The organism is Weissella cibaria, from assembly GCF_004521965.1.
GTDB classification, from domain to species: domain Bacteria; phylum Bacillota; class Bacilli; order Lactobacillales; family Lactobacillaceae; genus Weissella; species Weissella cibaria_A.
This window is the reverse complement of the sequence record NZ_SDGK01000032.1, coordinates 20,119-32,766: the sequence shown is the minus strand read 5'-3', so window position 1 is coordinate 32,766 and position 12,648 is coordinate 20,119. Positions and strand designations below refer to the sequence as shown.

The 12,648-nt window shown below is 44.9% G+C and carries 11 protein-coding genes; 8 read left to right on the top strand and 3 right to left on the bottom strand.

What is annotated here, in order from left to right; translation table 11 throughout:
* Positions 1–21 precede the first annotated feature (21 nt).
* On the top strand, positions 22–1,380 hold the full coding sequence (locus EST42_RS05090; RefSeq protein ID WP_134644499.1) for an FAD-dependent oxidoreductase: 1,359 nt from the start codon (positions 22–24) through the stop codon (positions 1,378–1,380).
* A 151-nt stretch (positions 1,381–1,531) separates the two neighbouring features.
* Here EST42_RS05090 and EST42_RS05085 read toward each other — a convergent pair whose 3' ends face one another.
* Positions 1,532–2,362 carry a DUF368 domain-containing protein gene (locus EST42_RS05085; protein WP_134644498.1) on the bottom strand — a complete coding sequence of 277 codons (831 nt, stop codon included), beginning with the start codon at positions 2,360–2,362 and terminating at the stop codon, positions 1,532–1,534.
* Between the two features lie 161 nt (positions 2,363–2,523).
* On the opposite strand from EST42_RS05085, the gene EST42_RS05080 reads away from it, so the two are divergent.
* Positions 2,524–3,042 (top strand): GNAT family N-acetyltransferase, encoded by a 519-nt coding sequence (locus tag EST42_RS05080; protein WP_134644497.1) that lies wholly within the window; start codon positions 2,524–2,526, stop codon positions 3,040–3,042.
* Between the two features lie 67 nt (positions 3,043–3,109).
* Positions 3,110–3,727, top strand: a complete 618-nt coding sequence (locus EST42_RS05075; protein WP_134644496.1) for an NAD(P)-dependent oxidoreductase — start codon at positions 3,110–3,112, stop codon at positions 3,725–3,727.
* A 227-nt stretch (positions 3,728–3,954) separates the two neighbouring features.
* Here the strand turns inward: EST42_RS05075 and EST42_RS05070 are convergent, their stop codons facing one another.
* Both EST42_RS05070 and EST42_RS05065 read right to left on the bottom strand, forming a co-directional pair.
* On the bottom strand, positions 3,955–5,316 hold the full coding sequence (locus tag EST42_RS05070) for an amino acid permease (protein WP_134644495.1): 1,362 nt from the start codon (positions 5,314–5,316) through the stop codon (positions 3,955–3,957).
* 294 nt (positions 5,317–5,610) lie between these two features.
* On the bottom strand, positions 5,611–6,279 hold the full coding sequence (locus EST42_RS05065; RefSeq protein WP_134644494.1) for a potassium channel family protein: 669 nt from the start codon (positions 6,277–6,279) through the stop codon (positions 5,611–5,613).
* A gap of 274 nt (positions 6,280–6,553) precedes the next feature.
* Here EST42_RS05065 and EST42_RS05060 point away from each other — a divergent pair, with 274 nt between their 5' ends.
* The 5 genes from EST42_RS05060 to EST42_RS05040 are packed head-to-tail and all read left to right on the top strand — an operon-like array spanning position 6,554 to position 12,647.
* Positions 6,554–9,244: an NEAT domain-containing protein gene (locus EST42_RS05060; protein ID WP_134644493.1), complete on the top strand. Its 2,691-nt coding sequence runs from the start codon at positions 6,554–6,556 to the stop codon at positions 9,242–9,244.
* Between the two features lie 10 nt (positions 9,245–9,254).
* Positions 9,255–10,142 carry an NEAT domain-containing protein gene (locus tag EST42_RS05055; RefSeq protein ID WP_134644492.1) on the top strand — a complete coding sequence of 296 codons (888 nt, stop codon included), beginning with the start codon at positions 9,255–9,257 and terminating at the stop codon, positions 10,140–10,142.
* Positions 10,143–10,145: 3 nt separating this feature from the next.
* On the top strand, positions 10,146–11,018 hold the full coding sequence (locus EST42_RS05050; RefSeq protein ID WP_134644491.1) for an ABC transporter substrate-binding protein: 873 nt from the start codon (positions 10,146–10,148) through the stop codon (positions 11,016–11,018).
* A 17-nt stretch (positions 11,019–11,035) separates the two neighbouring features.
* The gene (locus EST42_RS05045; protein ID WP_134644490.1) at positions 11,036–11,977 is read left to right on the top strand and encodes a FecCD family ABC transporter permease; all 942 of its coding nucleotides are present in this window, start codon (positions 11,036–11,038) and stop codon (positions 11,975–11,977) included.
* Positions 11,964–12,647 (top strand): ABC transporter ATP-binding protein, encoded by a 684-nt coding sequence (locus EST42_RS05040; protein ID WP_134644489.1) that lies wholly within the window; start codon positions 11,964–11,966, stop codon positions 12,645–12,647. Before EST42_RS05045 ends, EST42_RS05040 begins: the two co-directional genes overlap by 14 nt.
* Position 12,648: the final 1 nt, after the last annotated feature.

The following is a 12,648-nucleotide window of genomic DNA, read 5'->3' as shown; positions in this document are numbered from 1 at the left end:
TACTTATTGGGGTAAAGAATTATGCGCGAAGCAAAAAATGTTTTTGTTGGTTTTGGTAAAGCAGGTAAAACGCTCGCTTTCAAGCTGGCATCGGCTGGCGAATCAGTTATTTTGATTGAACAATCAGAACTAATGTACGGTGGAACTTGTATTAACGTCGGCTGCATTCCATCTAAACTACTTTATACACTATCAGATGCTGGCGCGGGCGAACCGGGCTTAGAAAAGTATCGCAACGCTATCCTGACGAAGAAATCACGCATCGGTACGTTGCGCGGTAAGAACCTACATAAGGTTGCTGATTTGGAATATGCCACTGTGCTGACTGGCCAAGCGCACTTTGAAAACGATCACACGATTACCGTTACTTATCAAAATGGGCTTCGTGAGGAAGTACGTGGCGAACGCATCTTTATCAATACGGGGGCCACACCAAGCGTTCCTGACACGCCGGGATTAGCAACGAGTCGCTACGTTGTCAAAACAGATGCTTTAATGGATCAAGAAGTGTTACCAAAAGAACTGGTCATTATTGGTGGTGGCTATATTGCGGCTGAATTTGCGACAACCTATGCCCAATTTGGCGCCCACGTTACGATGCTAATCCGAAGCCCAAACTTCATGTCCTTCATGGAACGTGAAGCCGCAGCAGCCATTCATGAGTCGTTAACTGACTTAGGGGTTGATATTCAGTTGCATGCGACTGTAACCGAAGTAACCGACGGGGAAATTGCGGCAACGTTGTCCGTTAACCAAGATGGCCAGGTAACCTCGGTCAACGCCGACACCATCTTAATCGCCACGGGACGTCATGCTAACATCGACGGACTTGGTCTAGAAAATACCCATGTTTTGACCAATGAGCGTGGGATTTTGGTTGATGATCAGTTACGCACAGCTGCGCCAAATGTTTGGGCCTTGGGCGACGTACGCGGTGGTGCCCAGCACACGTATATTTCGCTTGATGACTCACGCATTATTATGAATCAACTCCGCGGGGATGGGCATGCAACCCTCGCACAACAAGCTGTGACACCTTCTGTTGTGTTCACGAATCCACCAATGGCCACAATCGGCCTTAATCAAGAAGAAGCCGATGCACAAGGCATTCACTATCGCATGAGTAAAATGGCTGTAGCTGCCTTACCAAAGACATATATCGCCGGTAATACACGTGGTTACATGAAAGCCTTGGTTGACGAAAATGACCACATTATTGGGGCCACATTATTCGCCATCGAGGCCCATGAAATGATTAACCTCATCTCAATGGCCATGCATAGTAATTTGCCTTACCAAACAATTCGTGATCAAATCTTCGCTCATCCAACCATGAGCGAAGGGTTGAACGATTTGTTTGAAGGCATCCCTGAAAAATAACATTATTTGTGTCCCTTATACTTCGAAGTATAGTGGTACTAAAGGCGTTATATCTGGGGCAACCTTTCAAAACACGTTAAAAAACGCAAAGCTACCAATGTTGGTGGCTTTGCGTTTTTTTAGGACTGAGGCGGAAACTGCGATCTCAGTTTTATTTTGTATTCATTTTATTTTCCAAACGACCCATCCACCAACCTAACCAGGTTCCAAGTGCCAACAGCACGACGGAAATCGTAATATGGATAATGGTGAAGTCCTTAAAGTCGGTTGGTACAATCATAACCGTTGACGCCACGACAATCCCAAAAATTACGTGGAACAACTTCGCATACGCAATCTGGAAAATATAAGCCATAAACTTTGACAGCAGGGCGATAATCAAAACTAAGCCAATCATAATGGGGACCAAGACACTCAAATCACCATGTTTAATCCCATCACTCATGCCTTTATATAAGCCAAAATAAATTAAGAAATTCGATGGGCTCAGGCCGGGTACAATTAACCCTAATCCAATTAAAGCACCCGCTAGGATCCACGCACCGAAACTTGCTTCAATTTTTGAAAACAAAGGCGCACCAAACAACAAAAATGCCAACATCGCGGCAAAGGCAATAACCGTAATCACTACGTCAACCGGCGTTCGGCCTTCTTTGGCCGCATCGCGCCACAATGACGGCAAAGTACCGACAATCGCTCCGACGAAAAACCAGAGCGCCACACTTTCATGTTCCCCAAGTACGAAGCTAATTGCAAAGGACAACAAGAAAATGCCAAGCAAGGCACCAATACCAACGGGCATGAAGTATAACACATTCTCTTTGAATCGCTTAAACGGATTCGCTAAGAACGTAATGATGCGCTCATATAACCCAAACACCGCAGCCAGTGCGCCACCGCTAATGCCGGGCAAGATAAATCCCGAGCCAATTAAGGCGCCTTTAACAGCACGGAAGATCCAATCTCCTGGTTGTTTTTGCATGGTTAGTCCTCGTCTATTCTTCAGAAAATTCGCTTTAATACTGTCATTTTACCTGAGTCACTAAAACAGGACAACGGCCTCTAAGGTTTCGACAACAAATAGTAATCATGTTGCGAACGTGCTACCATTAATGGCAATACTACTGACCGAGGTGAACCGCTATGATGGCCTATACACGCAAATCACGTCTAACTGATTTAGACGCCATTCTTAAAATTACTGACCAAGCCGTCACATTCCTGGCTAGTCAAAATTCACCGCAATGGCAGGGAGGCGATGGGCCAACGCGTGCAGAATTTGAAACAGCAATTAACGATGGTATCGCGTACGTGTTAATTTATAACCAGCAAGTTGCCGGTGTCGCCAAGTTAATTCCTGGTGCTGAAGCAGCATACGAAGCCATCGACGGGCGATGGCTTGGCGACGCGTCCGCTTATATGACGATTCACCGGGTCGCCGTCGATGGCGAAATTCGTGGCCAAGGTTTGGCCCAACAATTACTCCATGATTTAATTGTGCTCGCTCGCGAACGTGACTTTACAGATATTCGTATTGACACCCATGAATTGAACACAATTATGCAACACGTCGTCGCTAAATTAGGCTTCACCTATCAGGGGATGGTCATGATACCCGTTGCTCATGGAGAACGTAAAGCCTATCAATTAATTCTCGACTAACCCTTTTCATACTGTATTCCTCGGAAGGTGTGCTATTATTTTTGCAAAGAAACCGAGGTGATTCATAATGAAGAACGTGTTGGTACTAGGCGCTACCGGAAATGTTGCGCAATATTTTATTGATAGTTTTGCTAATGTGGCGCCTGATGACATGCAATTAACATTGTGGGCCCGTAATTCACGTCGCTTACCCCGTTCTCAGCATAAGGCTTATCAAGTCTACGAAGGGGACATGTACGATGCGACAACATTGGTACCAGCCATCGCTGATGCTGATATCATCGTTAGCTTCATCGGCTCATCACCAATGCCAACGTATGCCCAAGCGCTAATCGATGCCATTAACATGAGTGGTCACACGATCGACCGTGTCATTTGGCTCGGCGCTGGTGGCATGATGGGCGAAACCATTGGCGGTGAAGGCCGCATTGCCCGTTCGATGCCCGGCTACTTCAATCAACAACTACGCGGTGGTGAAATGTTGATGGGGGCTGACTTTGATACGACCATTGTCAGTCCTGTGATGTTCCACGGTGGGCCAGCCGGCAAGCCAATTATTTTTGATAGTCATGAAACGACACCTGCGCAAACTGTTTCACGTGAAACGATTGCGCTAGTCTACTTAGAAGCCTTGTTACAAGACAAGTGGCGTAATCAAATGATTACAGTTGGTGATCGTAAATAAAAAATGAGAGTGAGACGAAAGGCGCTTTGGACCCGATGATAACATTGTTTGACCCGCTTATGCCATGGAGCGTAGCGTAGAGGTATGAGCGGGTCAAATGGCGTTATATTAAGGGTTCAGCCTCTCGGAACACGTTTAAAAACCGCCAATCCTCCGATTTTAAATCGGGAGATTGGCGGCTTTTTGCGGCTGAGACAGAGACTTCTGTCCCAGACACATTTTAATTGTTAAATGTCTTGTTTATGCTTCGTCAAAAATGAGTAACCACCAACCATAACAATAAAGAAAATGATTGTCGCAATCACAGATACCTGCGTCGCCTTATCCAACACCAAGATCACCAATACGGCCAAGAAAAAGGCAATCGTTAAGTAACTGGTTGCTGGGAACCATGGCATCTTGTATGGATTTTCGATTGATGCCTCAGTTGACTTGTACTTGATGTGCGCAACCATAATCAAAATCCAAACAAAGATAAAACTAATCGTTGCCACACCAGTAATCAACGTAAAGATTTGTGATGGGAAGAAGTAGTTTAACAACACCACTGCCAAGAAAATCAATGACGACGCCAACATACCAGTGACTGGCACCATGTTCTTTGAAACCTTCGCCAACGACTTTGGCGCTTGGTTGTTTTTCGCCAATACATACAACGTCCGTGACGTTGAGAAGATTGCTGAATTAGCGGCTGACAACGCTGAGGTTAGCACTACAAAATTCACAATATCAGCGGCAAACTTAATGCCCATCCCTGCAAATACTTGCACGAAAGGTGATTGGGCCGTATTGATATCATTCCAAGGATAGATTGCCATAATAATCGCAACCGCACCAACGTAAAACAACCCGATTCGAACAGGTACTGAGTTAATGGCCTTTGGTAGATCACGCTCTGGGTCTTCCGTTTCACCAGCCGTTAGTCCCACCATTTCAATACCCGTGAAGGCAAAAATAACCATCGGAAAGGCCATTATGAATCCGCCAAAGCCGGTTGCGAAGAAACCACCGTGGTCCACCAAATTGGCGAATGAAGCTGTGTGCCCACCAGTATGGAAGCCAGTTGCAATCAAACCTAATCCAGCAACAATCAAAGCTAAGATGGCGATCACCTTAATGGATGCGAAGCCTGACTCCAATTCACCAAACCAGCGCACATTCACCAAATTCAGCCCGACTAGAAGTAACACCACAATCAATGGTGTGACCCACTGCGGAATGAAGGGGAACCAATAGCGCAGATAAATACCGGTCGCTGTTAAATCAGCCATTGCCAAACTTGCCCAACTCAGCCAGTAGGCCCAGCCAATGGCAAATTCCCACTTGTAACCTAAATATTCGCGGACAAAATCAATAAATGAGCGCATTTTCGTATTCGATAATAACAACTCACCAACCGCGCGCATCATGAGATAAGCAAAAATACCAGTTATGGCATATGCCAAAATCAGTGATGGCCCAGCCGCCTTGATGGCCGACCCAGCCCCCAGGAACAATCCTGTTCCAATCGCACCACCGATGGCAATCATCTGAATGTGCCGCGACTTCAACCCACGTGATAACTCACGTTGCTCGTTTCCGTTTTCCATATTAAAAACCTCACTGCATGGGTACAAAAAAGTCCCCATGCCAAATTAAATTTGACATAGGGACGTTAAATAACGCGGTTCCACCCTAATTCTTAGTTAATCATCCTAACCAAGCAACTTAATTACGGGTAATTTTTGTTTCTCCAAAAGTTCCACGTTCGATAACAATGTACTTGTTTGCACCAACCACAAGCTCTCTAAAACATTGCACAATCGAACACCTCTTTCTTCACCGAGACGCCAATTAGTAACTTAACTATAAAGACTTCTAAAAAATTAGTCAAGCGTTGTGACCTACTTGGTCTTTTCAACCAGTGATTCAAAATGCTTCACATCAACACTCTCACCAACAACCGTTAGCACGTCCCCGATTTGAATCATTTCACTAGACTCTGGTGCCACATTAACCTGACCTTGCGACTTAATTGCAATCACGTTAAGGCCATAAGTTTTGCGAATATTTAATTCTGAAATGGTTTTATTCGCAAATTTCAAATTCGCAATCTTAATTTCACCCAAGGAGTGCTTATCACCCAAATCAATATAATTAATCAAATTGGGCGTCATGATTTGTTCCGCTAATCGTTGGGCCATTTCATGTTCAGGCCGCACCACCTGATCCGCACCAACCTTTGCCAATACGCGGGCGTGCAAATTATTTTCTGCCTTAGCAACCACATGTCGTACACCCATGTCCTTCAACAAAATCGTTGTCAAAATTGACGCTTGTTGATTGTGACCGATTGCCACAATGACGTGATCAAAGCTTGGTAAATCCAAATCTCGCAAAGCATCCTCATCTTGTGCATCTGCAATCACAGCGTGTGTCGCCTTATCCATGTAATTTTCAACCAAGACAGGGTTACTATCGATAACCAATACATCCTGACCAGCCGCAATGAGCGATTCTAATAGCGAACTACCAAAACGGCCCAAGCCAATCACGGCAAATGTTTGCTTCATTATATTGTCTCCATTTTTTATTAATCTTTATATCATGCCTTAGACACCCTAAATCAGGTGTTTTGATCATCGTGCGGTCTCAAATTGCCGACGTGACCATTCGACTTTATTTTACCACTTCATCACAAACTACCTAAAAATCGGAAGTAAACTTGCATTAAGTCCGATTAAATGCATACAATATGCATATGTTAAATTGTACACTTTGTGTGAACTTATAAGAATTTAGAGAGAACTAGAGTTGGTAATTAAATTTGGGAGATTGTTACCACTCATGAGTACTATTTCGCGCGTTGCTGCGCTTTTTTCAACAGCTGCATTGGGTAGCATGCTGTTAACAACATCTGTTTCAAGCATTACAACGATTGTCGCTGCCGCTGAAACAAATCAAACACAACAAACTAACGCTCTGACCTTAGCTGATGGTACCTATGATACGACCGTTGCCGTCTACAAGACTGGCACGCAAGAAGATTCAGCTATGATGTCATACGTCGAGAGCAAAGGATCAATGACCATCAAAAACGGATCAGTGACCCTTGATATTGCCATGAAGGGGCAGTCACAGATGGATATGATGACCGGCTTTACAGTTGCCGGCCACGCAGCCACAAAGTCTGGTACCCATTGGACCGTGACTTTACCCGTCAGCGAATGGTCAGCCCCATTTGCAACCAGCATGGTGATTGACGTGCCAGCTATTTCTTGGCATGAAGAGCCTTCTGCTGATTTAATGGTGACACCCATCGTCCCGGAAAATCCGACTGATACGAATGCTATCGATAGCGATGCCATTCTGTCAGTCGACGTACCAATGGCCGCTGGCGATAGCATGGATCGCTTTTTTTACCCCACTGCTAAACTAGCTGTCAAAGGGGATACAACTGACGTCACCCTTTCATTCAAGGATAGCGTTAGCAATATGCTCAGCCTGATTCCTGAAGTGACTTTTGATGGCATCACACAACCTTTAAATGGTAAAAATGACATCACGTTCAACATTCCAACAAAGGACTTAAAGCCTGCCAACGGCAAGACCGTCACATTAGCATCTTTCACTAGTGTACCAATGAGTCCGACGAAAGGATATAAATCAGATTTAACTTTTGATTTAACTAACGTACTACCAGCTAAAGACTTAATAACTGGGTCTTACAAATTAGCTGTTTCAGCTGAAGGTGGGATGGATAAATGGTTTGATACAAATTTCCAGACTGACCTCGGCTGGTTGACATCAAAAGTGACCGTTGCCTACCAAAAGTCTAAGCAGGGTATGCTCAGCATGATTCCAACGGTGACATTTGATAACATCACCAAGCCGGTCAATGGTGAACGCTTCGTCACTTTTGAAATTCCAACCAAAGATTTGTCACCAGATGATACGAACGTTACTAAAATTGCGTCGTTTACGAGTGTACCAATGAGTCCAAGCAAGGGTTATCAATCAAACTTGTCATTTGATATGACATCGGCCCTTGGGTCGTCTTCTGAAACACAACCAGAGACGTCTGCTCAACCGGAGCAACCAACGGATCCAGAGACACCATCCGTGCCAACTACGCCGGAAACACCATGTAACCCTGCGACGCCACAACCCGATCAAAAACAATTAGCAAATGGTACCTATACCGTCCCATTCGCTAACTACAAGACCGGTACAAACAATGCGTCAGCAATGAATAACTACTTGAATACTCCGGCCACTGTGACCGTTAACGGTAAATTAGCACACATTGATATCGCAACCAGCAGCCAAGCTATCATGGATATGATGTCAGACTACAAGTTCAACGGCGAAGCTGCTAAGTGTCAAGGTACGCACTGGCTAGTCACGTTACCACCTGAGGCCTTGTACAAGCCGATCACGACAAATATGACGATTTCAATGAATGGTCAAGTGATTGAAAAGCCAACGGCCGACATGGTTTTTGACACTAGTAATGCAGTTGTAACTCGTGACAAGGGTGGCTCTGATAATAACGGCAGTTCTGGTAAGCCAGAAACCGATAACGATGAATCAACATCAAATTCAACAGAAAAGCCCGCCGAAAATGCGGTCGTGCATGCATTGAAAATTTTGCGTGCCGATAATGATGAAGCTTCAATTGCCACCCAATACTTTCACACGACCATTAAATTAGCTAAAAATGATGACGGCTCATACTACGGTTATCTAAAGACCCACACGCCAAAGTTGATGGGTAAAAATCCAATTCGCTTTACTGATAAGAAGCATGATGTTTCCTTAGTAGAGACGAAATTGGTTAACAATTACTATGAATCAACTTACCGGATGAAGTTACAAAAGTCTGAATTGACAAAGCCGATTGCCACAAAGATTCACGTGCAATTTACAGAGCCAATTCCTTATAACGAAAACTATGAGATTCGTTTGGTTATCGGTAAAGTATTGAGTGATAAGGAAAATGATCTGCCAACTGGCGCAGATAAAAACGGCACACCTAGTGGCACTGAATCGAACACGAACCAGTCAGATGTTTCACATGAAACAACGCTGACTGATGTAAATGATCGTACACATGCTACGACACCAACAACAAGCATGGGGGTAACCGGTGTTGGTACAACAATGCCATCCCCAATTGCTAACGTGCCAGGCACAGCCGCTGCGACAACACTGGCAACAACGCAAACTACACAAACAACGGTCACGCCAACCACTGCAACGTCATTGCCTGTCGCAGTGGCTGCCCAAACAGCTACGCAACCAGCTGCAACTACTGATAAGCCAGCTAAGTCGACTAACAAAGATAAGCATGCCTCAAATTCAAGCCAGGCTAAAACCGCTCAGAACACACCAACTACCAAGCAAGCTAATACGCACGATGACCAACAACCGTCATCAATTAAACGAGCTGCTTTGATTGGTGCTGGCGTTGCATTAACGGCTGCAATCGGCTTCATTGGGACAACCATGGCAGTCAATTTCTTCAAGATTCGGTAGGCGTAATATCATGACCATCAAATCATTTTTGTTAATCCTGATTAGCGGTATTACTCTTCTAACTGTTGAACCAACCGTATTTGGTGATACGTATAACACACCCATGCAAGTCTTAGAAAACGGGACAAATAGTGCATCATACGCCTCAGCTTACTTTGCTAATTTAGCAACGGTAACACCAAACGGTAATCAATATACTGTGACATCAACAGTCACAACTGACACATCGCTCGGTGATTATCCTGTTCAAATGTTGAGCATTGACGGTAGCGGGGTAACGACCTCACGCAGTCAAAGTGGCAATAAACAAACGATTACGTATAGTTTTGTCACGTCAGATTTGAAAGCACGCCACAACGCCAACATTAAGGTCGATGTCGATAGCATTAATTATCACCATAATTATACAGTTGGTTTGGTACTCGACACAGCCAACGTACCAGCTCCAGCACCGGCCGCGTCAGCAACATCCGCTGATTCAACTTCAGCGTCGACTTCGATTGCGGCTGTTACAAGCAGTCAAACGCCAACAACCAGTCACGTTGTAGCGACATCAAGTAGCCATGAGACCCGTGGAGCAACTAGTTCTACCGCACAAACAACAACGGCTGAATCTGTGACAACGAATGCAGCTGCCGAAACATCAGCGTCAAGCACGTCAGCATCTACCAGTGCGATAATCACAGCCGGTAAGACTGAATCTGAGGCGCATGCGACGACTTCATCATCTGCGAAAAAACCAACTAAAGCTTCCAAAAAGAGCGCCCCTGCACAACAAAAATCAGCAGATCAAACCACTGATCAGACTGCAACTTTACCCGTTGGCCTAATTATTGGGGCAGGGCTGGCAATTGGTATTTTAGGTGCCTTGGCTACCATCTTTTTGAAGAGGCATTAAGCAATGCAGAAAAAACAACAAGCCTTACTTGGTATCTTATTAGTGATTTTAATTGGGTTAACAGCAGGCTGGTATTGGCTATCAACCCAATCCGCCCACTCAACAACACCTCACACGCAACAACGTGTGATTGTCACAACCAATGCGCAGGCTCATATTTTTAATCAATTAGCCATCCCCTTAGTTGGGGTGCCTACACCTGGTGATAACCAAACTTTGCCAAAGCGTTATGCAAAATTACCCCAAGTCGGTAATCACGTTGCTCCTAATTTGGAACGCATCGCTAGTCTAAAACCAGATATGGTGTACTTAGACCAAGCCTTAGTGTCTGACTATGAACAAAAACTCAAAAGTGACGATGTTCAAACAACGGCCTTGAATTTTTCAGATTTAGACGCCTTACGCGAGAGTATCAAAACCATTGGGAATAGTTTTAATCGTCAACAACAAGAACGCCAACTAAATGCCACGCTGACCTTAAAGGCTGTCTATCCGAACCATCGGCCCAAAGTGGTTTTGTTAATGGGGATGCCAGGCGGATCTTTCCTAGCTGGGACGAAGCATAGTTATGTCGGCGATTTAATTAACCGTGCTGGTGGAACTGTCATCGGGGCAGGAAATGGTGGTTATACCACCATGAACGTTGAACAGATTGCTGCGGCACAGCCGGATGTCATCATCACGATGGCCCATGCCATGCCAAAGCAAGTCTTTCAAAGTTTCGATGAACTGTTTACTCAGCCAGCCTGGCAAGCCTTACCGGCAGTTAAACAACACCAGGTTTATCAAGCATCCGAGCCCACGTTTGGGATGACAGCTAATTTAAATGCACCAGCGGCCCTTAAGCAATTAAAGGCGTGGTTGCAAACGAATTAGAAAGTCGGTAAAAGATTATGAAACAGCTTTATAACTGGATTTTAAGTGGGGTACTACTAATCAGTACCGTCATTGCAATGCTCATTGGTAGCACAACCATTGCGATTCATGATTTATGTCAAGGTAATGCCCAAGCCTGGCATATGTTGCTCACCTATCGCCTGCCACGCATTATCATTGCAGTCGTCGGTGGTGCGATTCTAGGAGGCAGCGGCTTGCTCTTACAAATTGTCTTACGCAATCGCCTGATTGATGCATCAATTCTGGGAATCGTGAATGGTACCCAATTCCTGACAATTGGCAGTTTAGTTTTGTTGCCAGCTTGTCTAAATTGGCACGTCGGGTTAGGCGCCTTTGGTGGGATTTTAATTATGATTGGTTGGCGGCTATTCATCCCCCAAAATCGTCCCTGCTTGCAAATGGTGTTAATTGGCATTGCGACTGCGATGACATTTCAAGCCTTAACCAATATCACCAGCGAAGGATTCGGGTTACCGTTGCCGTCGTTAAGCACCGCTACTTGGGCTGACGTGATGCAATTACTCATCATCGTCGTGATTGGCCTAATGCTATTAATTCTAGCCTGGCCAAATCTAAAGTTTTACGCCTTATCGGCCCAACAAGTCCGTTTGTTAGGATTTAATGAACCACGCACAATGTGGTTCATCCTCATTGCCGTCGGTATTTGGACCGGGGCCTTAACCGCTTTACTTGATGTGGTCTTCTTTTTGGGGGCCATTTTGCCACAAATCGCTCGGTTAATGGCACCACGTGCAAAATCCCAGCAATTACTATCAACAACCATGTTGTGGGGCAGTTTACTCTTAATCAATGCTGACACGGTCGCTAGATCCATCTTAGCGCCCAAAGAGTTGGCCACAAGTGCTGTTTTACTAGCAATTAGCGGACCGTTATTTGCCGTCATGCTTTTGAAAGGAAGTCACCATGCTACAACTTAAAGACGTCGACGTATACCGTGGCGACCAGCAAGTCCTCTCAAAAGTGACAGCTGATTTATTACCACGACAAATTACTAGTCTCATTGGGCCAAATGGTTCTGGTAAGTCAACGCTACTCCAGCTGCTTGCCAAAGCATTAGACCCTCGTCGCGGTGTGATTACTGGTCGGCCCTTAAGCATTGCATTATTAGCGCAACGAAATGAGCTCCATGAGCCCTTGACCGTACGTGAATTATTAACGATGACTACAGACGTTATCGACGATACGGTTGTTGCATTGCTTCAACTAACAGCTTTACTTGAAACACCAATGCCTGAGCTTTCTGGTGGCCAACAGCAACTTGCTTGGCTAGGATTCGTCTTACAGCAACAACCTGAACTGGTTATTTTAGACGAGCCAACAACCTACCTAGACTTGCAATACCAGCACTTATTCTTAGAAACGCTACGCCAGTTACAACAACAACGTAAATTTACTATGATTATGGTGTTACACGATTTAACGCAAGCCTTCGCTTATAGTGATCAAATTTGGTTGCTAAACGACCGTGGCCAGCTAAAATGTGGGGCTGTCGCTGATATGGCCGATGTCGATCAATTATCAACGACCTTCAAAACTCCCTTAACTGACGTTATTGTGAGCCAACAGCATTTGATTGTGCACGCCTGAC

Bases quoted from the DNA above. Each gene is read 5' to 3' on its own strand.
- EST42_RS05090 (WP_134644499.1), top strand. From the start codon at position 22: ATGCGCGAAGCAAAAAATGTTTTTGTTGGTTTTGGTAAAGCAGGTAAA.
- EST42_RS05085 (WP_134644498.1), bottom strand. From the start codon at position 2,362: ATGCAAAAACAACCAGGAGATTGGATCTTCCGTGCTGTTAAAGGCGCC.
- EST42_RS05080 (WP_134644497.1), top strand. From the start codon at position 2,524: ATGATGGCCTATACACGCAAATCACGTCTAACTGATTTAGACGCCATT.
- EST42_RS05075 (WP_134644496.1), top strand. From the start codon at position 3,110: ATGAAGAACGTGTTGGTACTAGGCGCTACCGGAAATGTTGCGCAATAT.
- EST42_RS05070 (WP_134644495.1), bottom strand. From the start codon at position 5,316: ATGGAAAACGGAAACGAGCAACGTGAGTTATCACGTGGGTTGAAGTCG.
- EST42_RS05065 (WP_134644494.1), bottom strand. From the start codon at position 6,279: ATGAAGCAAACATTTGCCGTGATTGGCTTGGGCCGTTTTGGTAGTTCG.
- EST42_RS05060 (WP_134644493.1), top strand. From the start codon at position 6,554: ATGAGTACTATTTCGCGCGTTGCTGCGCTTTTTTCAACAGCTGCATTG.
- EST42_RS05055 (WP_134644492.1), top strand. From the start codon at position 9,255: ATGACCATCAAATCATTTTTGTTAATCCTGATTAGCGGTATTACTCTT.
- EST42_RS05050 (WP_134644491.1), top strand. From the start codon at position 10,146: ATGCAGAAAAAACAACAAGCCTTACTTGGTATCTTATTAGTGATTTTA.
- EST42_RS05045 (WP_134644490.1), top strand. From the start codon at position 11,036: ATGAAACAGCTTTATAACTGGATTTTAAGTGGGGTACTACTAATCAGT.
- EST42_RS05040 (WP_134644489.1), top strand. From the start codon at position 11,964: ATGCTACAACTTAAAGACGTCGACGTATACCGTGGCGACCAGCAAGTC.